The 23,966-nt window shown below is 35.0% G+C and carries 21 protein-coding genes; 15 read left to right on the top strand and 6 right to left on the bottom strand.

Annotation, left to right across the window (positions count from 1 at the left end; all coding sequences use genetic code 11):
- The first annotated feature begins 122 nt into the window (after positions 1-122).
- The 5 genes from JAZ75_RS01170 (at position 123) to rodA (ending at position 5,858) form a co-directional block, all read left to right on the top strand.
- A complete protein-coding gene (locus JAZ75_RS01170; protein WP_021191193.1) occupies positions 123-1,148 on the top strand; it encodes a rod shape-determining protein in 1,026 nt (341 codons plus the stop codon).
- An 89-nt stretch (positions 1,149-1,237) separates the two neighbouring features.
- Positions 1,238-2,080 carry a rod shape-determining protein MreC gene (gene mreC / locus JAZ75_RS01175; RefSeq protein ID WP_208699814.1) on the top strand — a complete coding sequence of 281 codons (843 nt, stop codon included), beginning with the start codon at positions 1,238-1,240 and terminating at the stop codon, positions 2,078-2,080.
- Entirely contained in the window at positions 2,073-2,588 is a 516-nt protein-coding gene (locus tag JAZ75_RS01180; protein ID WP_208699816.1) for a rod shape-determining protein MreD, read from the top strand. Before mreC ends, JAZ75_RS01180 begins: the two co-directional genes overlap by 8 nt.
- Before the next feature lie 35 nt (positions 2,589-2,623).
- On the top strand, positions 2,624-4,600 hold the full coding sequence (gene mrdA, locus JAZ75_RS01185) for a penicillin-binding protein 2 (protein WP_132772634.1): 1,977 nt from the start codon (positions 2,624-2,626) through the stop codon (positions 4,598-4,600).
- On the top strand, positions 4,593-5,858 hold the full coding sequence (gene rodA, locus JAZ75_RS01190) for a rod shape-determining protein RodA (protein WP_183912019.1): 1,266 nt from the start codon (positions 4,593-4,595) through the stop codon (positions 5,856-5,858). The genes mrdA and rodA overlap by 8 nt, the downstream gene beginning before the upstream one ends.
- Before the next feature lie 20 nt (positions 5,859-5,878).
- Here the strand turns inward: rodA and JAZ75_RS01195 are convergent, their stop codons facing one another.
- Genes JAZ75_RS01195 through JAZ75_RS01205 form a run of 3 tightly spaced genes read right to left on the bottom strand, consistent with a single transcriptional unit; the run spans position 5,879 to position 8,207 of the window.
- Complete coding sequence (locus tag JAZ75_RS01195; RefSeq protein WP_168127447.1) at positions 5,879-6,733, bottom strand: nucleoside phosphorylase; 855 nt, start codon at positions 6,731-6,733, stop codon at positions 5,879-5,881.
- Positions 6,730-7,347 carry a YigZ family protein gene (locus JAZ75_RS01200; protein ID WP_021191198.1) on the bottom strand — a complete coding sequence of 206 codons (618 nt, stop codon included), beginning with the start codon at positions 7,345-7,347 and terminating at the stop codon, positions 6,730-6,732. The genes JAZ75_RS01195 and JAZ75_RS01200 overlap by 4 nt, the downstream gene beginning before the upstream one ends.
- On the bottom strand, positions 7,344-8,207 hold the full coding sequence (locus JAZ75_RS01205; RefSeq protein ID WP_021191199.1) for a hypothetical protein: 864 nt from the start codon (positions 8,205-8,207) through the stop codon (positions 7,344-7,346). The genes JAZ75_RS01200 and JAZ75_RS01205 overlap by 4 nt, the downstream gene beginning before the upstream one ends.
- Positions 8,208-9,085: 878 nt before the next feature.
- On the opposite strand from JAZ75_RS01205, the gene JAZ75_RS01210 reads away from it, so the two are divergent.
- The 5 genes from JAZ75_RS01210 to JAZ75_RS01230 all read left to right on the top strand — a co-directional run bounded on the left by JAZ75_RS01210 (position 9,086) and on the right by JAZ75_RS01230 (position 14,419).
- On the top strand, positions 9,086-9,910 hold the full coding sequence (locus JAZ75_RS01210; RefSeq protein WP_132772628.1) for a prephenate dehydratase: 825 nt from the start codon (positions 9,086-9,088) through the stop codon (positions 9,908-9,910).
- 133 nt (positions 9,911-10,043) lie between these two features.
- Positions 10,044-11,150 (top strand): chorismate mutase, encoded by a 1,107-nt coding sequence (locus tag JAZ75_RS01215; protein ID WP_021191200.1) that lies wholly within the window; start codon positions 10,044-10,046, stop codon positions 11,148-11,150.
- On the top strand, positions 11,150-12,397 hold the full coding sequence (gene aroA, locus JAZ75_RS01220) for a 3-phosphoshikimate 1-carboxyvinyltransferase (protein ID WP_132772626.1): 1,248 nt from the start codon (positions 11,150-11,152) through the stop codon (positions 12,395-12,397). Before JAZ75_RS01215 ends, aroA begins: the two co-directional genes overlap by 1 nt.
- 68 nt (positions 12,398-12,465) lie before the next feature.
- Complete coding sequence (gene aroC, locus JAZ75_RS01225) at positions 12,466-13,569, top strand: chorismate synthase (protein ID WP_021191201.1); 1,104 nt, start codon at positions 12,466-12,468, stop codon at positions 13,567-13,569.
- Positions 13,559-14,419, top strand: a complete 861-nt coding sequence (locus JAZ75_RS01230) for an ROK family protein (RefSeq protein WP_021191202.1) — start codon at positions 13,559-13,561, stop codon at positions 14,417-14,419. The genes aroC and JAZ75_RS01230 overlap by 11 nt, the downstream gene beginning before the upstream one ends.
- 20 nt (positions 14,420-14,439) lie before the next feature.
- Here the strand turns inward: JAZ75_RS01230 and JAZ75_RS01235 are convergent, their stop codons facing one another.
- Positions 14,440-16,854 (bottom strand): thiamine pyrophosphate-dependent enzyme, encoded by a 2,415-nt coding sequence (locus JAZ75_RS01235; RefSeq protein WP_208699818.1) that lies wholly within the window; start codon positions 16,852-16,854, stop codon positions 14,440-14,442.
- Positions 16,855-17,066: 212 nt separating this feature from the next.
- Here JAZ75_RS01235 and JAZ75_RS01240 point away from each other — a divergent pair, with 212 nt between their 5' ends.
- The 4 genes from JAZ75_RS01240 (at position 17,067) to JAZ75_RS01255 (ending at position 20,344) form a co-directional block, all read left to right on the top strand.
- Positions 17,067-18,245 (top strand): DEAD/DEAH box helicase, encoded by a 1,179-nt coding sequence (locus tag JAZ75_RS01240; RefSeq protein WP_208699820.1) that lies wholly within the window; start codon positions 17,067-17,069, stop codon positions 18,243-18,245.
- A gap of 85 nt (positions 18,246-18,330) precedes the next feature.
- A complete protein-coding gene (locus tag JAZ75_RS01245; protein WP_132772619.1) occupies positions 18,331-19,077 on the top strand; it encodes a hypothetical protein in 747 nt (248 codons plus the stop codon).
- Positions 19,077-19,880 carry a DUF1080 domain-containing protein gene (locus JAZ75_RS01250; protein WP_208699822.1) on the top strand — a complete coding sequence of 268 codons (804 nt, stop codon included), beginning with the start codon at positions 19,077-19,079 and terminating at the stop codon, positions 19,878-19,880. The genes JAZ75_RS01245 and JAZ75_RS01250 overlap by 1 nt, the downstream gene beginning before the upstream one ends.
- Before the next feature lie 11 nt (positions 19,881-19,891).
- Positions 19,892-20,344, top strand: coding sequence for an NUDIX domain-containing protein (locus tag JAZ75_RS01255; RefSeq protein WP_021191207.1), 453 nt, complete (start codon positions 19,892-19,894; stop codon positions 20,342-20,344).
- Between the two features lie 550 nt (positions 20,345-20,894).
- Here JAZ75_RS01255 and rlmH read toward each other — a convergent pair.
- Complete coding sequence (gene rlmH / locus JAZ75_RS01260; protein ID WP_183912009.1) at positions 20,895-21,368, bottom strand: 23S rRNA (pseudouridine(1915)-N(3))-methyltransferase RlmH; 474 nt, start codon at positions 21,366-21,368, stop codon at positions 20,895-20,897.
- Between the two features lie 497 nt (positions 21,369-21,865).
- On the opposite strand from rlmH, the gene JAZ75_RS01265 reads away from it, so the two are divergent.
- Positions 21,866-22,747, top strand: a complete 882-nt coding sequence (locus tag JAZ75_RS01265) for a DUF3078 domain-containing protein (protein WP_021191208.1) — start codon at positions 21,866-21,868, stop codon at positions 22,745-22,747.
- A 59-nt stretch (positions 22,748-22,806) separates the two neighbouring features.
- Here JAZ75_RS01265 and JAZ75_RS01270 read toward each other — a convergent pair whose 3' ends face one another.
- Positions 22,807-23,331 carry a hypothetical protein gene (locus tag JAZ75_RS01270; protein ID WP_208699824.1) on the bottom strand — a complete coding sequence of 175 codons (525 nt, stop codon included), beginning with the start codon at positions 23,329-23,331 and terminating at the stop codon, positions 22,807-22,809.
- Between the last annotated feature and the right edge of the window lie 635 nt (positions 23,332-23,966).

The raw sequence follows: 23,966 nt of genomic DNA on the forward strand, positions 1-23,966 counted from the left end.
CATCCTTAAAGCTCCGCAAAAGAGTTCTAAATTATCAATAAAAAAAATCAAGACTTACCTACAAAAACTAATAATTTTTAGTAGGTTTGCATATTCATAAAAAGTAGCTTAAAATACAGCAAATGGGTTTATTTAACTGGTTTACACAAGAAGTTGCCATCGATTTAGGTACCGCAAATACCTTAATTATCTATAATGACAAAGTAGTAGTTGATGAACCTTCTATTGTAGCCTTTGATCGTACGACAAACAAAGTAATTGCAATCGGACGTCAGGCAATGCAAATGGAAGGTAAGACACACGATAATATAAAAACAGTACGTCCTCTCCGTGATGGAGTTATTGCAGATTTTACTGCCGCAGAACATTTGATTCGTGGTATGGTAAAATTAGTAAATAATGGTAAAAGTTGGTTTTTCCCTTCGTTAAGAATGGTGGTTTGTATCCCTTCAGGAATCACTGAAGTAGAGAAGCGTGCCGTACGCGATTCTGCAGAAATTGCAGGAGCAAAAGAAGTGTATTTAATTCATGAGCCAATGGCTGCCGCAGTAGGTATCGGAATTGATGTCGAAGAACCAATGGGTAACATGATTATTGATATCGGTGGTGGAACAACAGAGATTGCAGTAATTGCACTTTCGGGTATTGTTTGCGACCAATCAATCCGTGTTGCAGGTGATAACTTCGACTCCGATATTGTACAGTATATCCGTAGACAGCACAACATCATGATCGGTGAGCGTACAGCTGAGAAAATTAAGATTGAAGTTGGTGCAGCTCTTCCAGAATTACAGGATCCACCTGAGGATTTCGCCGTTCAAGGCCGTGACCTCATGACAGGTATCCCAAAACAGATCACCGTTTCATATACAGAAATTGCACATTGTTTAGATAAATCGATTTCTAAAATTGAAGAAGCAATATTGAAAGCTTTAGAAATTACGCCTCCAGAGTTGTCTGCTGATATTTACCAAACTGGTATCTACTTAACAGGTGGTGGTGCTCTACTTAGAGGATTAGATCGCAGAATTCAAGCTAAAACTAAATTACCGGTACACATTGCAGAAGATCCTCTTCGTGCAGTAGTGCGCGGTACAGGCATAGCATTAAAGAATATTGGCAGATTTAAGTTCTTAATGCAATCATAATTGCCACAACTTAAAATTTTATATGCGATATAGTTGATTTTTCACTATATCGCTTCTTTATTAAATAGCAAAGTAATAATTATTAAACAATGAGAAACCTTTGGTTATTCCTTAGACGTTATAACGCTTTCTTTTGGTTTATCCTTTTTTTTGGATTTTCTATGTTTCTGGTTGTTACTAACAATACCTTTCAGCGTGCTAGTGCATTAAACTCTTCCAACACGATAATTGGCAATATTTACCAAAAAGTGAATTCATGGAAAAGCTACCTGTCACTAACAGAAACAAATGATCAACTTGTAAAAGAAAATGCAAGTTTGAGAACGCAGTTAGAAAACTATTTGACGACCGATACAGTCCCCATGGCTAAAAGACCGGTTATTGATAGTAGTGAATTTGGACGTTATGAGTTTATTATTGCAAGCGTTACAAATAATAGCATTCACCAAAAAAGTAATTATCTCACCCTAAATAAAGGTTCTTTAGCTGGTATTGAAAAAGGAATGGGCGTAATTGCTCCAAATGGTGTGGTCGGTATTGTGCTCAACGTAACACCGCACTTTTCGACAGTTCAGTCTCTACTTCATCCCGACACAAAAATATCAGTAACATTAGCTAATACTGATGTATTTGGTTCTTTAGTTTGGGGCAGCAACGTAGACTACCGTTTTGCAATGGTCAAAGAAATCCCGAATCACGTAAAAGTTAAGACTGCGGAAAAAGTATTCACTTCAGGCTACTCTGGCCACTTTCCAAAAGGTATACTGGTAGGCGCAGTTGTGGAAACGGGAATATCTTCCGGAGACTCTTTTTTAGATTTAAGAATTCTCTTGAGTACTAATTTTTCAAACCTCCACCACGTATATGTTGTGAAAGACTTATTGGCAAAAGAATTAAAACAATTAGAAGAAACGAATCAGGATAATGGCTAGAATATTACTCTTTAATATCATTCGGTTTTTGGTACTTATTGCCATGCAGGTATTCTTGTTTAAAAATATCGGCTATTACAATCTAGCAAGTCCTTTTCCATACATTCTATTTATCTTTTTGCTTCCTACCGGAATGCCGAACTTTGTATTATTTACAGTTGGATTTTTAACCGGACTTTCGGTAGATGTATTTTATGATACACTTGGAGTCAATGCCGCTGCGTGTGTTGCATTAGCCGCCTATCGTGTATTTTTTATGAAAATTACAATTGAAAATGATATGGATACATTCATTACTCCAATTTTAGGTGAAATGAATTTTAAATGGTTCTTTTCATATACTTTTTTCGGAACATTGATTCATCACTTTGTTCTTGTCACATTAGAAACATTCAGTTTCAAACAGTTTCAGTACACATTAGCGACTATTGGTTTAAGTTGTATCTTTACAATGGTTATCCTACTCATTTTTAGTTTTCTTTTCTATAAAAGAAAGAGTAGAATTTAGTAATTCCATCGCTTAAAAAGAGGATAAAAGAATTTATGAATAGTTTTTTTGCACGTAAATTTGTCATTCAAGGCATTATTATTAGTATTGCGTTATTAATAATAGCAAGACTATTTTATCTTCAGATTATAGATGACTCCTATATACATTCTGCTAACAGCAATGTCATGCGGAAAGTTATTGTATATCCCGCACGTGGTGTTATTTTAGATCGTACAGGTCAGGTATTAGTACAAAATGAACCTGTATATGACCTCATGGTTACGCCAAGAGAAGCAAAAGATATCGATACGGCTCTATTATGTCAATTGATTGAAATTGACAAAGAAGGTTTCATTAAACGCATGGATAAAGCCCGTGCACATTCCCCTTACCGTGCCTCCATCTTTGAAAAACAACTATCATCTCGAACGTATGCCCATTTACAAGAGTATTTGTATCGATTCAGAGGTTTCTATGTTCAAAATAGAACTGTACGAAATTATCCGGATAGTATCGCAGCACAGTTTCTGGGCTATGTAAATGAAGTTACAGAAAAAGATGTGGAGAAGTCGAACGGCTTTTATCGTCCAGGAGATTATATCGGCCGAAGTGGTGTTGAGCGCTCTTATGAAGATCTATTAAGAGGAAAAAGAGGGGTTAAAAACCTCATGGTCGATGCCCTAAATAGACCTAAAGGTGTATTTATGGAAGGACGCTATGATACCTTGGCTGTTTCTGGGGAAGGTCTAGTATCTTCTTTAGACAAAGAACTTCAGATCTTGGGTGAAAAACTGATGAAAAACAAACTGGGATCTATTGTTGCCATTGAACCTTCCACAGGAGAAGTGCTTGCTTATGTAAGTAGCCCCAGTTATAATCCAAATGACATGGTCGGTCGTGAAACAGGTAATAATTATATGAAATTATTAAATGATGAGACCAAACCCTTATTTAATCGTCCAATTCAAGCATCTTATCCCCCTGGCTCTGTATTTAAGGTAGTTGCAGCCTTAACTGCTCAACAAGCTGGCGTTATTGATGAGAACACCTCTTTCTTTTGTCCACATGGTTATAGCTATGGTGGCGGAAGAGGTTTTATGCGATGTACCCATTACCATGGAGCAACATCTTTGATCAGATCCATTCAAGTCTCTTGTAATACCTATTATGGGTATACTTATGCCAAAATGATTGATTCAAGAGGCCTATCAGGACCGAAAGCGTACGATCTATGGTACGATGCAATTTCCAAATTTGGTATTGGTCATCGATTAGGAATTGATTTGCCTGGTGAAAATGCAGGCTTATTATATAAATCAGAACATTTCACTAAAAGTTACAGAAACGACAAATGGCGTTCATCTTTTAATATTTCATTATCCATCGGCCAGGGAGAAATGGGCGTTACTCCACTGCAGATGGCAAATATTATGGCCATTGTAGCAAATAGAGGTTTTTATTACCGTCCTCACCTTATTAAAGGTATCGGAGATAAAAAGATTGTGAAGAAAGAGTTTACCGAAAAAATATCAGCAGGGGTAGACGCTAAATATTATACTCCGGTAATAGAAGGATTAAGCAGAGCAGTAAATATGGGCGAAGGAACAGCCTTCGCAAATAGAATTGCTGGTATTGAAATGTGTGGAAAAACAGGAACAGCACAAAACCCACATGGTAAAGATCATGCTGTATTCTTTGCATTCGCTCCTAGGGATAATCCTAAAATTGCCATTGCCGTTTTTGTTGAAAATGCCGGTTATGGTGGTGTATGGGCTGGTCCCATTGCCAGTATGATGGTTGAAAAATATATCAAGGATACAATCACAATGCCGAAGCATATTCAAGATCGTATTTACAATGCTAATTTTATGCCTGCTCCAAAAGCAGACCCAAAGAAAGCAGATTTGAAGAAAACAACGGATTCAACTAAATCTAAAAAAGATACCACAAAAAACGTTAACCGTATTGCTGCAGTAATGCCAAAGGAAACAATTGTCCACCATAGTGCTGTAAGGAGAAATCATGAATAACCAAAAAAGTAGTTTTTTCGGAAAAATAGACTGGTTAACCATTATCTTATGGTTGGCTTTATGTATAATCGGTTTATTTAATATTCATGCGGCAGTATATGATCCGGAAAATCCCGGATTGTTTGATATGGCAACAAGATATGGTAAACAGTCCATGTATATTGCCTCAGCTTTGGTATTAGGAATAACAATACTGATTATCGATGCAAAATTTTTCAGTTCAGCATCTCCTGTTATCTACGCTTTAGTTATTCTATTATTGATTGCAGTCTTAGTTGTAGGGAAAAACGTGGGGGGAAATCAAGCTTGGATTGATCTAGGCTTTTTCAGGCTTCAACCATCTGAATTTGGAAAACTGGCAACCTGTCTCCTCTTGGCCAACTACCTCAGCTCTCAAAGCAACAAAAACCCAAATATGCATACTTTAGCCATCGGTGCTGGTATAGTATTATTCCCCGTATTCCTCGTAATGCTTCAGCCTGATACCGGTTCTGCTCTAGCTTTCTTTTCCCTCATCTTTGTATTCTATCGAGAAGGATATGTCAATAACAGCTTACTTATTTTCGGAGGACTCTGTATTGTCCTATTTGTTATGGCACTACTCGTAAATGCATGGATATTAATTGGCATACTCGCTTTAATTGCGGGCTTTTTCATGTGGACGTTTAGAAAAAAGCGGAAAAATTTAATTAATATAGGAATTCTTTTTGCCGCTTCGTCGGTATTCATATTATGTGTGGATCTTGTCTACAATCATGTTTTACAATCTCATCAAAGAAATCGTATTGATATCATCCTTGGGAAAATGGACGATCCACGAGGGCAGGGTTACAATTTAAATCAATCTAAGATAGCAATTGGTTCTGGACAATTTTGGGGTAAAGGCTATCTTCAAGGTACACAGACCAAATACAATTTTGTTCCCGAGCAAAGTACAGATTTTATTTTCTGTACAGTGGGTGAAGAATGGGGATTTGTCGGCTCTACATTTTTAATAGCGATATACTTAACATTATTGCTCCGCATCATTCATATAGCAGAACGACAGCGATCTGCTTTTGCAAGAATTTATGCTTATGGAGTGGCTTCCATCCTATTTTTTCACTTCTTTATTAATATAGGAATGACAATAGGAATTGTACCTGTCATTGGTATTCCATTACCATTCATAAGTTATGGAGGATCTTCGTTATGGAGTTTCACCATTTTACTCTTCATCATGCTAAAATTTGACTCAAATAGAAAAGGAGTTGTTTAATACAACTCCTTTTCTATTTTTTAAAAACGTTCTAAAATCATTTTTATAGCACGATCTACGACTTTATCTGGCTCTGAACTAAAATGTCCCGCTACACGGCTGGCTAAAATAGCATTAATAGATAGCGCTTGATGACCAAACATACGGGATAAAGCATATATTCCAGCAGTCTCCATTTCTAAATTTGTAATTCTTAAACCATCTGACTTGAAGCTATTCGCCAATTGGATCAAATTAGGAAACGTATTTTCAGAGCGCACATTCCTACCCTGAGGTGCATAAAAGCCAGGAGCAGTCATCGTCACTCCTTTTGGCAAATCGTAAGCATATTGTGCTAATAAATTTTTACTGGCCTCCGCAACATAAGGCTTTAGATATAAATTCGGAAAAGCATCCCATACTGCTCTTTCCAAAGTTTTCTCATAAGCTGAATAGGGTTTTACATAATATTGCATCAGGGCATCAAAGCCTACTCCAAATGAAGAAGCCAAAATCGTTCCCATTTCAATATCCGATTGAACAGCACCAGAAGTTCCGATTCGAATGATATTTAAACTTGTTAGCTTTGACTTTAATGCTTTTGATTCAAAATCAATATTCACGAGCGCATCCAATTCATTAAAGACAATATCAATATTATCCGTTCCAATGCCTGTTGATATAACAGAAATACGTTTATTACCAATATATCCTGTGTGTGTAATAAACTCCCTTTTTCCCTTCTGAAGTTCAATACGGTCAAAATACTGAGATACCTTTACTACACGGTCAGGATCCCCTACTGTGATAATGGTATCTGCAATATCTTCTGGCATTAAATTCAGATGATAAATACTCCCATCTTTATTCAATATTAATTCTGAATCATTTATCATATTGTCCGCAAATAAGAAAGTTTACAATTATCAATTTTATCAAAACGTGTAATGACCGAATTGACCTGCATTTTTCGTACTTCAATTTCCATATAGCATGTATTATCAAAAACTTGTTTACTGACAGTTATATTCTCTTCTTTAACCACGCGCATCACGTCGTTCATAGCTAAGTAATCAAATTCAATTTTATAGATATCATTGACAGTTTTCTCTACAATCTCTACGGCAGATAAAACCTCTTGAGTCGCCGTTTTATAAGCATTAATCAGACCTGGGACGCCTAATAAAGTTCCTCCAAAATAACGAACTACAACCACAATAATATTTGTTACATCTTGTGATAGTAATACATTTAAAATAGGCCGACCGGCCGTCCCCGAAGGCTCTCCATCATCATTCAGCCGATATACTGTTCGATCCGGACCAATTCGATATGCCCAGCAATGGTGTCTCGCTTTAGGATGTAGGGTTTTTAGATCTGCTATGATTTCCTTCAACTGATCTTCCGTAGTGAATGGGTAGGCATAGGAAATAAATTTACTTCCTTTATCACGAAATATTCCCTCTGCACTTTTTTCAATTGTACGATAAGTATCTTCAAATAAACTCACAAATATGTTATAATTAAAACTGATATAATAGAAAGTGCTAGCCCTAATTTATTGATAGCACTTAATTTTTCTTTAAATAATAAAACACCGACCAGAGCCCCTATTGAAATTACACCAATATTCATCCCTGTGAAAACAATAGAAGGATTATCTGGAATTGCTCGATGAGCTTTCATATAAAACAATATATTCCCAAAATTGAAAAAGCCCAATACAATGCCAAATCCGAAAGATTTAAAAGAAAATGACTGCTTTTCAATTGCTAAGAAATAAATCATAAATAGAAACGCCACAGCTATGGCCAATAAAAAAACAACAAACATAGCTGTAATATAAGGAACAGATTGATGAAGCGCTATTTGTTTAAAAAGAATGTCAATAACACCCATTCCAATAAAAACAATTAAAGGATACAGCAGGCTACCAATCTTATTGTTATTTTTAACATTCCCCTTTTGCCAACCAATGGAACAAATGATAGCAACTAAACCGACTAGAATACCAATTCCTTTATTCCAGGTAATGACTTCCGAAAAAAGTACAAAGGATGCCATTAAAGGAATAAACAGAGACAATCTTTGTGCAATCTCCGTTTTAACCAAACCTGTGTATTGAATTGTCAATGCAATAAAAATAAAAAGTGTTGGAAGTAAAATTGCCAAAGGAATATACAATTCCCAAGGCATTTGTCCAATCTGTATATCTCCGAGGTCTGGCTCTAAAACAAAATAAGTTAGTACTGCTGCTACAGGATAATTCCAGACAATAATTTGTTTGGTGCTTACCTGCTGTAGTTTTGCATACTTTAATAGCACTGCGACCGTAACACTACATAGAACACTTAATAAAACAAAAATCATAAACTTAAATAATTTCGAAAACCGTTTAAAGCTATTCAGGCCTTCTCCTTCAATTTTACGAAATATTCCTCTTATTTCACATTTAGAAGACCTAAAACTGATAAAAGCCAGTTGCTATCTTCAGATAGGAATTAGTGATTGGTATCAAAATTAGCTAGCAATTTTCCAGCGATACAGCTTACTCACTATCCAGCCTTAGTCATTGATGTAGTTTTTATGTTCCGTCATATGAGAAATATCTCCGATAACATAGACTTCTATTTATGCATAACTTAAATAGTGATCGTATGACAAGCAACACACCTTGATATACCTAATCAACTCATTGCGGAGACTAAATGTTGAAAATTTTCAGCTTAATTTTCGATATATTCTAAACAAAAACACAAATAAACCACCAAATTAATGACATAAAATAGTGTTTTTAAAACAAAAATATAACATAAATAAACTTAAAAAAAACACAAAAATAAACTTAAAAAAGAGACAAAATAAACTGATTTTTTTCATAAAAAAATAATCTATATTATAATTTATATGCATTTAAACAAAATAAACAAGGATATCAAACACAAAAAGCACATAAAAAATTACATAAAAAACAGCTAAAAAAATAGCTGTTTTTTTCATTAAAAAACACATAAAATTACGACTAAAAAAATATTTAATTTTTATCTTGCATTTATAAAAAACATCCGTATATTTGAAATATCGAAACGAACAAATAATGAAAACGACGACTACATATTTTTTCAATTACTTTTATTTTAGACAATAAGAGCAGGGACGAATTTGTAATTATCACAAGATATTAAAAAGCAAAAGTTCCGATCAACAATCGGAACTTTTGCTTTTTCTAAGAACATATAAAACAAACAATGGGTTTAAAAATTGCAATACAGGGAGTAAAAGCTTCCTTTCATGAAGAAGCATCATTTAAGTACTTCGGTGAAGACATCGAAACGATAGAATGCGATACTTTTAAAAAAACCTGCGAATTATTAAAGCAGAAAAAAGTTGATTATGTTGTAATGGCTATTGAAAACTCAATTGCGGGAAGTATCTTACCCAATTATAATCTTTTGAGAGATTATAAATTCAACATTGTAGGTGAAATTGCCTTAAGCATTCATCAAAATTTATTGGCTTTACCAGGAGTTAAACTTGCTGATATAAAATTCATAGAATCGCATCAAATGGCCATTCGCCAATGCGAAGAGTTCTTGCAGGAATTACCAGATGTTAAAATATCAGAAAGTTCAGATACAGCGGCTTCAGCAGCAAAAGTGGCAAATCAAAAATTAACTGACACTGCTGCTATTGCAGGTACACTTGCTGCAAAAACGTATGGTCTCAATATATTAGAAGCAAAGATTGAAACTAACAAAAAAAATAGTACGAGATTCTTAGTGTTATCCAATGATGTCGAAGAACAAGCAAGTGCAAATAAAGCTTCTTTATCCTTTCAAACAGGAAACTCGGTAGGTTCTTTAGCTTCGATTTTACAATGCTTTGCTGATCAAAATATTAACCTAAGTAAAATCCAATCTATGCCTGTCATAGGAAAAAGAAATGAATATGATTTTTTCGTTGATGTGGAATGGAAAAAGCAATCAGATTATGACGCTGCTATTCGTAAAGTATTAAAACACAGCATCAATTTTAATATTATGGGTGAATATGTAAAAAATGACCGCATATAAGTTCTAGTAAATAAAAAGTAAAAAATAAAACTCACAATAGATATTGAAATCATCATGGCCTAAAGCGCTCGAAAAGTAACGAAAAATGATCATGATAACTTCATAACCACTAAAAAAATAAAATTACATAATAATGAAAAACACATTAGATATCGTCCCTTTAAAATCTTGGTTAGATACAGGAGACAAGCCTTTAATCATAGCAGGACCTTGTAGTGCTGAAACAGAAGATCAATTGGTTTCAACAGCGCATTTATTAGCAAATACTGGTAAAGTAAACATCTTACGTGCAGGTATATGGAAACCACGTACTCGTCCAGGAGAATTTGAAGGTATTGGTTCTATTGGTTTAGAATGGTTGAAAAGAGCAAAAGCAGAGACAGGATTATTGACAGCGACAGAGGTTGCAACAGCGAAGCATGTTGAAGAAGCATTAGCTGCTGGCGTAGATGTGTTATGGATTGGAGCGCGCTCTACTGCAAACCCATTTACTGTGCAAGAAATTGCTGATGCATTAGTTGGAGTAGATATCCCTGTATTCGTTAAAAACCCGGTAAACCCTGATTTATCATTATGGTTTGGTGCTTTAGAGCGTATTAACCGTGCGGGAATCAAAAGATTAGGAGCTATTCATAGAGGTTTCTCTTCTTACGAAAAATCAGCTTTCCGTAACGAACCAATGTGGGATCTTGCGATTCAATTAAAATCATTATGTCCTGATTTGCCAATTATCAACGATCCAAGCCATATCTGTGGTAACCGTGAATTGTTGCCGTACATTTCTCAAAAAGCAATGGATATGGATTTACAAGGATTGATCATTGAATCACATATTGACCCTTCAGTTGCTTGGACTGATGCAAAACAACAAGTTACTCCAGCGGCTTTGGCTGATTTAATTGATCACTTAAACTTACGTAAAGCAGACTCAGATAATCAAGCTTTTGAAGATAAATTAGCAGAATTACGTACAAGCATCGATAAATTAGATGATCTAATTATTCAAAAAATTGGTGAACGTATGAAAATTGCTGAAAAAATTGGCGAATACAAGCGTGATAATAGTGTCACAATCTTACAAGTTAACCGTTGGGACGAAATCGTTCAAAAACGCACGCAGCTCGCTGAAGCATTAACTTTGAGCAATGATTTTGCAGTTAAATTCTTAGAATTAATTCATAATGAATCAATTCGTAAACAGAATGCAATCATGAATACTCAACCTACTGCGGAGGCATAATGAGTCAACAGGTGATTACACTTACTCACCCATCTAAAAGTATTAATGGTACGGTTCAACTTACTGGTTCAAAATCAGAAAGCAACCGTGCCCTTATTATTCAAGCATTGGGAAAAGAGAAAGTACAAATAGAAAATCTTTCGCAAGCTTTTGATACAGTTACACTAAAGAAGGCTCTTCTGCTAGCTACCAATACGCAATCTGAACTAACCAAAATTGATATTGGACCCGCAGGGACCGCAATGCGTTTTTTAACAGCCTATCTTAATCTGATTAAAGGAAATTTCATTCTAACCGGTTCAGAACGTATGCAACAAAGACCTATCGGTATTTTAGTTGACGCGCTCAAGACTATCGGAGCTGATATTCATTACGAAGCAAAATCTGGCTTCCCACCTCTTCATATAGAAGGTGGCATGATTCAGAGTAAGGATAAAATTTCAATTAAGGGAAATATTAGCAGTCAATATATTTCAGCTCTATTGCTCATTGCGGCATCCTTAAAAAAAGGTTTAACACTTGAAATTGAAGGCGAACTTACTTCACGACCTTATGTCACCATGACGTTGAATATGTTGAAAGAAGTTGGTATTCAATACGAATGGTTGCATAATACCATTCATATTCCAAATCAAGAAACAAAGGAAGCAACGATTTATGTCGAACCTGATTGGAGCGCGGCGTCTTATTGGTATGCCATAGTAGCACTTTCTAATTCAGGATCGATCATACTTCCCGGATTGAAAAAAAGTAGTCTACAAGGTGATATAGCAATTGTTGAAATTATGAGCCACTTTGGTGTTGCCTCAGCTTTTGAACAAGATGGTTTACACCTTACAAAAATAAGTGAACCTTCTGGGAAAACATTTTTTGACATGAAAGAATGCCCAGATTTAGCACAGACAGTAGTAGTTATAGCGGCTGCATTAAGACGCGATATATCACTTACAGGTTTAGAAACATTGAAAATTAAAGAAACAGATCGAATTTTAGCTTTAAAAACAGAAATTGCTAAATTCGGAGCAAAATTGATCGAAGATGGAACCACTTATCACATCAAAACTGATGAAGTCTTCGAACCAACAGCTGTTTCTTTCGCCACATATGAAGATCATAGAATGGCAATGGCATTTGCCCCACTTGCATTAATATTCAAAAGTATTAATATTGAGGAACCACAGGTTGTCGAAAAATCTTATCCAGACTTCTGGAAACATTTAGCTGAGCACAAATTTATTATTACTTAGCAAAAAATACCGCAATAATGCTCCTATTATTGCGGTTTTACCTATATTTATAGAAATTATATTAAATCATGGCAGGAAATTCATTTGGCGATTTATTTAGAATTAGCACTTTTGGGGAATCTCACGGAAAAGCGATTGGTGTTATTTTAGATGGCTGTCCTCCAAATATAGCTATTGATGAGGACTTTATCCAATCAGAACTTGATAAACGTAAGCCCGGTCAATCAAAAATAACCACACAACGCAAAGAAAGTGATACAGCACAAATTCTTTCTGGCGTATTTGAGGGCAAGTCTACAGGAACACCTATTGCCATACTTATCCCAAACGAAGATCAAAGATCGAAAGATTACTCACATATAAAAGATATCTTTAGACCATCACACGCAGACTATACATATCATATGAAATATGGTCATCGTGATTACCGAGGTGGAGGTCGCTCATCGGCTAGAGAAACTGCAGCTAGAGTTGCCGCAGGAGCAATTGCCAAATCCTTTTTAAAACAACATGGAATAGAAATATTTGCGCACGTATCAGGTGTTGGCAAAATTGAATCTCCAAATTTAGATACAAAAGATTTAGAAGCATTGTTAGATTTGAGAGAATCTAATATTGCACGATGTGCTGATCCTGCTACAGCGAATGAAATGATTGAATTCATTGATGCTGTTCGTAAATCAGGTGATACTGTAGGAGGACGCATTTCAACTATTATTAGAAATGTACCAGTCGGATTGGGTGAACCTGTTTTTGACAAATTACATGCGGATCTAGCTAAGGCAATGATGAGCATCAATGCCGTACACGGTTTCGAATATGGATCAGGATTTGCTGGCTCTGAATTACTAGGTTCACAGCATAACGATCTTTTTGTATCTGAAGAACATGATATCCATCGTACTAAAACCCATACCAATTTCTCTGGAGGAATACAAGGTGGTATTTCAAATGGTATGGACATCACATTTAAAACAGCTTTCAAGCCTGTTGCTACTATTATGAGAGATCAACAGACAATTGATTCAAATGGTAATGAAGCTACAGTTCAAGGAAAAGGAAGACATGATCCTTGTGTAGTTTCCCGAGCTGTTATTATTGTTGAGGCAATGGCTGCATTAGTTATTGCTGATCATTTATTAAAACAATCTAGTTACAAAAATGTCAGATAAAAGTGAATTCATTTTAGGAGTGGATATCGGCGGCACACATATTAGCGCCGCTATAGTAAATAAATTAGATTGGAAAATTATTCCGAATAACGTGGTGAGAAACCACGTTTTTTCGCAAGAAAATGCTAAATCGATTTTCCTTACTTGGGCAAACACAATTAACAGTTGCGTAGAAGCTGCTGGATCTATGGTAAAACACATTGGAATAGCAATGCCTGGCCCTTTCGATTATGAAAATGGTGTGTCTATGATGACTGGACAAAGCAAATATGATGACCTATATAAAATGAATGTCAAAACCCCGTTGGCAACATTAATAGGAATTCCAGAACAAAATATTCATTTCATTAACGATGCCGCGGCTTTTTTGCAAGGAGAGGTTTTTGCTCAACATCTGAATACAAAAGAAAGAATTTTAGGAATCACTTTAGGTACAGGTCTCGGTTCAGCAGTCTGGAACAAAGGAGAAAAATCTTTCGATGCCGATCTTTGGAACACACCATATAAAGATTTAATTTTTGAAGAGTTTTTAGTAACCAGATGGTTTATAAAACGGTTTAAGGAACTTACAGATATTGAAGTAACGGGACTTAAACAAATTATCAATGAGCATCAACAAAACCCTGCCTTTAGCATATTATGTGAGGAATATAGCATCCATTTATTGGATTTTCTTGATTTCTTCAGTAAAAAATATAATTGTATAGACTTTGTAATCGGAGGAAATATTGCAAAAGCACTACCTATACTATTGGGTCAAAAGAAAAATCAAGTAGAAGCATATAATATAAAAACTGCAATTCTAGGAGAAGAGGCGGCAATTATTGGTGCTGCCGCTCAATTCTCATAAAAGTATCTATCCCTCACTGACTAAAATAGTGAGGGATATTTATCCGGATTACCTTCGTTCATCATTTCAAAGACAGTTTCCACAATATCATCGCTCGAAGGTTTTGTGAAATAATCACCATCAGAGCCATAAGGAGGCCTATGTGCTTTAGCACTCAACGTTCTAGGCTGACTATCTAATAAATAATAACCATTTTGATCCTCCAATATTTGCTGCATTATAAATGCCGATGCACCACCAGGGACATCCTCATCCACAACCAATAATTTATTCGTCTTTTTTAACGATTCAGCACATAAATGAGCTTTATCAAAAGGCTGTAAAGTTTGAGCATCAATAATTTCAACACTGATGCCCAATCGATCCAGTTCCATCGCAGCCTCTTCGACCACACGTAAAGTAGAACCATATGAAACAACAGTAATATCAGCACCTACTCTAATGCACTCAGCATAACCAATCGGGATCGTAAAGTCACCAATATTATCTGGTAAACGTTCTTTTAAACGATAGCCATTTAAACACTCGATCACAAGAGCAGGCTCATCGGATCTAAACAAAGTATTATACATTCCAGCAGCTTGAGTCATATTACGAGGAACACAAATATGCAGCCCCCTTAAAGTCCCCAAGATCATAGACATTGGGGAACCCGAATGCCAGATACCCTCTAAACGATGACCACGAGTACGAATAATAACAGGCGCTTTCTGTCCCCCAAACGTACGATAACTCAAACTCGCCAAGTCATCACTCGCCACCGTAATACCATAAAGAAGATAATCTAAATATTGAATTTCAGCAATAGGCTTAAGTCCCCTAATAGCCAATCCAATTCCTTTCCCTATAATAGAATTCTCTCTAATTCCAGTATCAAATACTCTATGTTCTCCAAACTTCTCTTGTAGACCAGCAAACCCTTGATTTACATCACCAATTTTACCAACATCCTCACCAAATGCTAACAAGCGCTCATCTCGATGGAAATTCTCTTCGAAGCATAAGTTAAGAACTTCCCGGCCGTCAATAAATTTAGCATCATCAGAATATTGAGGGGCGATAACTTGGACATTTTCCGGACCATCAACTCCTGTGGTAAATAATTTCGAATTATATCGGGATTCATTTACCCCTTGTTGAAGTTTATACCAAGCCAATAAAGCACCTTTACCTTCAATATCCTTCCCTTTCAGTTCACGAATGACCTTGCGGACAGTACTATAAACCTCCTTCAAAGAAGGTTCAGTTAAAGATTGCAATTGTTTTAAAGGTAATTCGACCAGTTCGTCATCAATTTGACTTAAAAGTCCAATAGCCTGTGAAGCATCAACAGCTAAAGCTTTATTATAATCAGACCAGGCACGTCTCTGCTCCTTCCTCACGAAATCCTTCGCTTCTTCATCAATTAAAGTCAACTGCTCAGCAGTTGCAATATCCGAATCAATCAACCATTGATGCATTTTAGCAATACAATCATGCTCAAGCTCCCAGTTTAAACGCTCTTTCGACTTATAACGTTCATGAGAACCAGAAGAAGAATGCCCCTGTGGTTGAGTCAACTCGATAACATGAACAATACAAGGCGTATGGTGCTCCCTAGCATATTTTGCAGCTCGCTCATAAGCCTGACAAAGTCCTGGGTAATCCCAGCCTTTTACTTTAAATATCTCAAAACCGTTAGATCCATCTTCCTTCTGAAATCCTTTCAAAACTTCGGAGATATCCCCTTTAGTCGTTTGCACCTCATTCGGAACCGAGATTCCATAACCGTCATCCCATATCGAAATAACAACAGGAATCTGTTTAACACCTACAGCATTGACAACTTCGAAAAATACTCCCTCTGAAGTTGACGCATTACCTACAGAACAAAAGACAACCTCATTACCCCCATTAGAAAAATACTTTAAATAAGATAAATTCGGATTCTCACGATACAGTTTTGAAGCTAGGCCAAGACCTAAGATACGAGCCATTTGCCCGCCAGTAGTCGAAATATCTGAGAAAGTATTCTTTTGCTTCGTTTGGTCCAACCAATTACCTTCCTCATCAATAACACGGACTGAAAAATGACAATTCATTTGACGCCCCGCAGAAGAAGGATCATATTCAACATCAGGATGAGCATATAATTGCGAAAAAAAATGATAAATTGAGGTCATTCCACTTGCAAAGGCCAAGGTTTGGTCCCTATAATATCCGGAACGCCAATCACCCTTTTGAAATACTTTAGACACTGCAATCTGCGCCAGTTCCTTCCCATCTCCAAAAATTCCAAATTTTGCTTTTCCTGTTAAGACTTCCTTACGTCCCAATAGACTAACATATCTGCTCTCTACTGCAACCCTATAATCTTCAACAATGATCTTTCTAAAGTCATCAAAACTTAATTTCGAATTTAAATCACTGCCTTGGTCTAATGTGGTTTCCAACATATTATATTTTCAGTTTCCAACAAATTTAATAAAAATAATATTCTAAAATAATCATTATTAACATTAATAAATAATTGGAGATAGCTATTTAAACAATATAAATAATTGCTTAACGGAATTAGCACTTACAATTACCTTATAGCTACTCTACTAAAGAATATTATCAATTTAGTCACTAAATCTTATCTTTGGTAAAATAAAACATCAAAACTTTGAAATTTCAAGATCTTAATATTCATTCAAGTCTTTTATCCATCTTAGAGCAATCAGGATTCACAATCCTGACATCCGTTCAAGAACTTGTGATTCCTCATATACTAAATAAAAAAGATCTTATTGCGATTGCTCCTACAGGAACAGGAAAAACCGAAGCGTTTACAATACCCATCTTACATCGCTATTTCACACAAGAAATTACATTACAGGAGCAGACACTTATATTAAATCCTACAAGAGAATTAGCGTTGCAAACACAAAGCCGTATAAATAAGCTCATTCAAAGCTACCCCGTTACAACCATCACACTTGTTGGAGGACAGGCTTATGATATGCAGCTAGCAGGACTATTGCAAAGTCCTACTATACTTATAGCGACCCCTGGCCGTATCTTAGATCTTATTGACCAAGGGAAAATTACATGTAATACTATTAAAACGCTGGTTATAGATGAGTTTGATCAGTTATTACAGCTAGGTTTTATTAAAGAAGTAAATCAAATTTTAAAGCATTTACCAAATAAAAAACAAAGCCTTTACTTTTCAGCTACACTTCCTAAAGATATTTTGAAAATTGTGAATAAAACGTTGAAAAATCCAATTAAAATTGAAATAGAAAAGGAAGTGAAGAAATGCACGATCGAAGAAAGTGTATTTTATGTAGACAGAACCAATAAAAAAAAACTGATCAAGTACTTAATCGAGTTAAACCCGGAAGAACAGATACTGATCTTTAGCAGAACAACACATGCAGTAGATCGTATCGTAGCGGATTTAAAAAAAGAAGGAATTGTCGCCGAAGGGCTTTACGCAGATAAAGCGCAGAAAAATAGAACGCAACTATTAACGGCTTTTAAATCAAAAGAAATTCAGATACTTGTTGCCACAGACCTACTGGCTAGAGGAGTAGATATCGAAAACCTTCCCATAGTAATAAATTACGAAGTCCCGGATAGTGATTCCTTATACACGCATAGAATTGGGAGAACAGGAAGAAGTATGACAACAGGTAAAGCTTATACCTTTTGCGACGCACAAGACAATAACAAGTGGATCCAATTACAATTATCATTAAATAGACAAATAAAAATAAACGACCAGCACCCTTATATATTAACCTGGGAACAAATGATTTCCACAAGTCAAGTCAAAACAGCTAAGAAGAAAAAAAAATAAGGAATCGAAATTGTTGCACATCCTTATATCCCATTCCTAATAAAATGTCTATTTTTACTAATTATCATAATGATCGAAATTTAATATGAGTACGGTACATTTATTTAACGACAGTGAAAACTCAAATGAAAATCTGCTAGGGGATCTTTCAAAAACTATCAATATTAATTCTTTACTGGAGATTCCGTTTAAAGAACGTGATGAAAAATGGGTAGCAGAATTTTTAGACAACATAGGTGAGTCAACCTTCCAGCTGGCAGCATCAGAACTAATCATAGGTCCTGATGGATATCCTTATTTTCAATTAGAAAATGCACCGAAAGATCAAAATTTTCAAGCTTTTGTGATCAAACATAAATTGAAATCATTCCTTCTCAAAAAAGGTATGGGGCTTGCTATTAATACGCATCAAGAGCAACCAGACTGGATCTTCTCATATGGTGACCTAGTCAACTATTCCTTAAATAATGAATTCTATTCTGATGAGTCTATTTTTTCAAAAAAAACGGAAGAGGCTCACATTGATAAAGATGAAAAAATCTTAGTGGGACAACCTTCAGAAACAATTCTACCAAAAGACTTACGCCATAATTTGAGAGAATACTTAGTAAACATGGGGATCAAAGAACCCAAAATTATGTTGATAGCAAGAAATTATGATGATGAAACTTTGGTAAGTCAGGATTTAGTTTTTAATATTACACCAGCTATGTTTCAGACTGAGCAAGATTTTAAACAAATTATGGCATCTATATCTTGGTTTTTACCGAGGCATTATTCCTACATGGGTATAGACGAGCAAACAGTTGAAAATGGTTTTATGCCTTTATAATGATGAAACTCAAATATCTATTGCCGATCGGCTTATTAGCACTGTCTGCTGCCTGTGCTACACAGCATCATTCAAAAAATCAAAATAAGAACGAGTGGATCAGTCTGTTCAACGGAAGAAATCTTGATAATTGGATTGTGAAAATACACCATCATGATGTTGATGTAAACTTTGCCAATACCTTCCGCGTAAAAGACGGTGTAATACAAGTCAATTACGATGGCTATGGTGATTTTAATGAGCAATATGGACATCTTTATTATAAAACGCCCTATTCAGATTATCACGTTAAGCTAGAATATCGATTCTACGGAGATTTACAAAAGGGCGCACCATCCTATACCTTACGGAACAGCGGGCTTATGTTTCATTCACAAGATCCAAGAACGATGCCTAAAGAGCAGGATTGGCCAATCTCAGTTGAAATGCAATTTTTAGGAGGGTTAAGCGATGGAAACCCGAGACCAACCGGCAATATGTGTTCTCCAGGAACAGATATCGTCTATAAAGGAAAAAAATTGGAATCACATTGTCTAGAATCAACCTCTAAAACATACGATGGAGATCAATGGGTCAAAGCAGAATTGATCGTACATGGTGATTCATTGATAACACATATCATTAATGGGGATACTGTCCTTCAATATAGCCAGCCAACGATAGGTGGCGGAGTGGCAAATAGGTATGACCCAAGAATAAAAATTGATGGCAAAAAGCTAAAACAAGGATTTATAGCCTTGCAAAGTGAAGGTCAGCCTGTGGAATTCAAAAATATTTATCTTAAAGATTTATCAAAAAAATAAAATAATAGCACATGTTTCCTTTTAATGTAAGAGTATATGGAATTTTGATTAATGATGATAATGAAGTACTCATCAGCGATGAGAAAACTGAAAATGTATCGTTCACCAAATTTCCTGGAGGTGGTTTAGAATACGGAGAAGGACTTATTGATGCCCTAAAAAGAGAATATCAAGAAGAATGCAACTTTGATATTGAAATCTTATCACACATCTATACAACTGATTTTTATGAAAAATCAAGCTTTAATGACAGTCAGATTATTTCAATATATTATTTAATCAAAAACAGCACCCCCATTCAGATCCGAACCACAAAAAAAGAATTTGACTTTGAAGGCCAGGAATATGAAGATGGTAAAGCGCAATCTTTTAGATGGGTAAAAATAGAAAACTTGAAAGAAATTAATCTAACATTCAAAACCGACCAAATGGCATGGAATATTTTTTATAAGGATATAAAATAAATTTGTATTTATAAAAAAAAACATTAAATTTACGTATACCAATAAAAAAATTACCTTTTATAGAAGGAACCTAATAAGTTATTTTGTTAAGACTATTCCAGATTTAAAAAAGTAAAACTTTGGTATACTGAATTTTGCAAATTCCTAGTTCTATAGGTATTTTAATAGTTAGTGTGATTTTATGGCGATACTCCCGGTATCGCCTATTTTGTTTTAATAAAAGTCCAGACACTTAAGTGCAGGAACTTACATTGCTTCAAAAATTATATTGAAAATATATACGCTTATGCAGGATTTCTACGCATTTATAATCAAATCACTAAAACTAAAAGAGGCTCTAAATGAAGAATAGAACCTCTTGTGAAAAGTTAGTGCTATAAATCGTTTAGACAAAATAAGCCAAAAGCAATACAATAATAATACAAACAATAATAATAATCTTAGTGACTCCTGAATTATTATCATCGCTCTTAAAGTGATAATCTCTTTTACTTGGTAACATATGTAACTCCTTTCTTTAATTGATGCATAAATTATATTAATTCCACAATTATTCATGATGATAAGGCTCACCTTTTAAAATTGAAAATGCGCGATAGGTCTGCTCAACAAAAAACAAACGAATCATCTGATGCGAAAATGTCATCTTTGATAATGATATTTTCTGATTAGCACGCTGATAAATCTGATCATCAAAACCATAAGGCCCTCCTATAACAAAGATAAGATGCTGCGTACTCTGAATCATATTCTTTTCCAAATAAGAAGCAAATTCCAAAGAACGATACTCCTTCCCAAACTCATCCAGTAAAACAACAGTATCCAAAGAATTAATATGTTTCAGCAAAAGTTGTGCTTCCTTTTCCTTTTGTTGTTCTTTCGTTAGATTTTTACTATTCTTGATATCTGGAATAACTACGAGATTGAAGGTTATATAAAACTTTAATCGTTTCAAGTATTTTTCAATTCCTTCAATCAAATATTTATCATCTGTCTTCCCAATGCACAACAAAGTTATTTTCATAAATCATTCTCTTTCTACAAAAATGACTTATTTTTTGATTATTTTGTAATAAAAGTTCCAATTATTAAACAAGCGAACGATTAACTTTGTTTAATATGCTAGATTTGGAACAGTTAAAGCTACCCTATTTCTATCGAAATCCTAACACCTGCTGCCAAATCGACTCACAAGTAAATGATGCATCAATCTGTATCCTATTTTTCAGACATCGGACTACGACCAAATCCTCTCCCCTAATAAAAAACTAGCACAACAATCAAATAATCATCTTGATCAAAAACAGTTCCATATGACCTCCTTTTCTAATTCCTATTTAGATCTGAGCAATTACTTTTTTAAGAATAGTGATTCTTAATACACATCATATTGTTTGCAAAAAACAGTGTTCTTCTAGACAAAGGTTGTGTTTTTTGATTGTTTAATAATAAAATATTGACTTTAACTAAACAATCTAAGTTGGCTTTGTGTTTAAGCTTTTAGACTTAAAAAAATGAAATATGAATAAAATAAAACTTTTATTGTTTGCAGCCATCTTTCTAATAATTAACAAAGGTCAGGCACAAGTTGATTCGACAAAGAATTGGACCATACATGGAGAGAACACATTTCTGATTAACCAAAGTTCATTCTCGAATTGGGCTGCCGGGGGAGTCAATTCTTTCGCAGGCAACATAATCTTAAATTATGACTTCAACTATAAAAAAGAAAAATGGTCCTGGGATAATAAAGTAATTGCAGCTTATGGTCAAACTTTTCAAAAGGAAACAGATTGGAGAAAAAATGACGACCGATTATCTTTAAACAGTTTATTGGGTTACCAAGCTAAAGAACATTGGCTGTACACCTTTTTTCTTAATTTTAACACCCAATTTGCCAAGGGTTATGATTATACATCCGCAAATAAAAAATTGCTATCAGAGGCCTTTGCTCCTGCCTATTTAAGCTTTGGTCCCGGTATAGCTTATAAAAAATCAGATAATTTAAAATTTAACTTGTCTCCCGCAGCCGTTCGCTTTGTTATTGTTAAGAATGATAGCCTAGCGCCAAATTATGGACTGGATCCTGGAAAAAATACACGCGTAGAATTTGGTGCTTCATTTGATGCCTATTATAAAACACAAATTATGGAGAATGTTACTTTTGAAAATATCCTAAAACTTTATTCCAACTATTTAGAGAAGCCACAAAATGTAGATATTGACTATACGGCCAATCTAAATATGAAGGTTAACAAATGGATTACAGTAAATGCAGGTGTACAGTTAATATATGATGATAACACCAAACTTCCTAAAATAGAAAATGGAGTTCAAGTAGGCAAAAAATCTGATCTACAAGTGAAACAAATACTAGGAGCTGGTATTACTTACAAATTCTAATGATGTAAAAAAGCCTTGTTCTTAGTAAAGAACAAGGCTTCCAAATAACTATATAAGTTTTAATATTTTAGCTTAACCTTTCTAAAAACAAAATGCCAAAGCCAAATAGGACCTACGGAAATTAATGTCCAAAATTCACCTAATGAAATAGCTTTATTCTCTTTAGACTTACCCCACCATAATGCAGCTAAAGAAACTGCTGTAATCACTCCAGAAACAAGTAATACATTTGGTCCACCATCCCGCTCAATATATTCGAGTTGCACAATAAAATAACTCATTATGCCTATACATAGTAAAACAGCATAAGATAGTGTTGGAGAAAGCTTTAAATAATAATAGATAAGCACGGCAATAAAAAATGAACCCCAGTTCAGAAAAGTATGCCATCCCAATTTAACCAAAAAATCAAATTGAGGAAATGGAATCATCCAAATCAGTCCCATTAAACCAAAAAAGAATAACGGTAAAAAAATAATTTGAAAAATTCGATTCGTAGGATTCTGAAAATTTGCATTTAAATTCTCAAAATATTGATCAACTGGTCTTTTTACTTCTTGAACGGGCGGTTGCTTTTTCTTCATCTGATCTGCGTTATAGTTGCTATGCAATATGAATTGCAAAAATACTAAAAATAAAAGTTGAAAGTAAGGCGAAATAGCGATTAAAAACAAAAAAAGCCAGTCTCTAAATAAAACTGCTCTGTTGAAAACCGAATATAATGCCAATAATACATCTTAATCACTAAATAGGATCAAAAAGAAATCTAAAACACTTATTTTCATTACGGTACAAATATTCAAAAATTACTTAAGAGACAGCTTTTCTTATTAGAGACTAGATAGCAAGGGATGATATTTTCACGCTCAGAAGCAAAAATATCTTAACATATGCTTTATACCAGGATGTTCTCTATTTAAGTTTAGAGTGACTACAATACATAAAAGACAATGGAACCTTGGACCTTTCGACACGATAAATGTAGAAATCATTTTGCGCAAACGCAGTAAAGCAAAGCACAATGGCTTATTGATTTCTCCCTCCCGCCTACATATATCACAATATGGCGGACTGACTATGCGCCTTTAGTCAATCATGATGCGCAAAGGCAATAAAGCAATGCGCTATGGCTTATTGATTTCTCCCTCCCGCCTACATATATCGCAATATGGCGGACTGTCTATGCGCCTTTAGTCAATCATGATGCGCAAAGGCAATA

The sequence above is a fragment of the Sphingobacterium sp. UDSM-2020 genome (assembly GCF_016132525.1).
Lineage (GTDB): Bacteria > Bacteroidota > Bacteroidia > Sphingobacteriales > Sphingobacteriaceae > Sphingobacterium > Sphingobacterium anhuiense.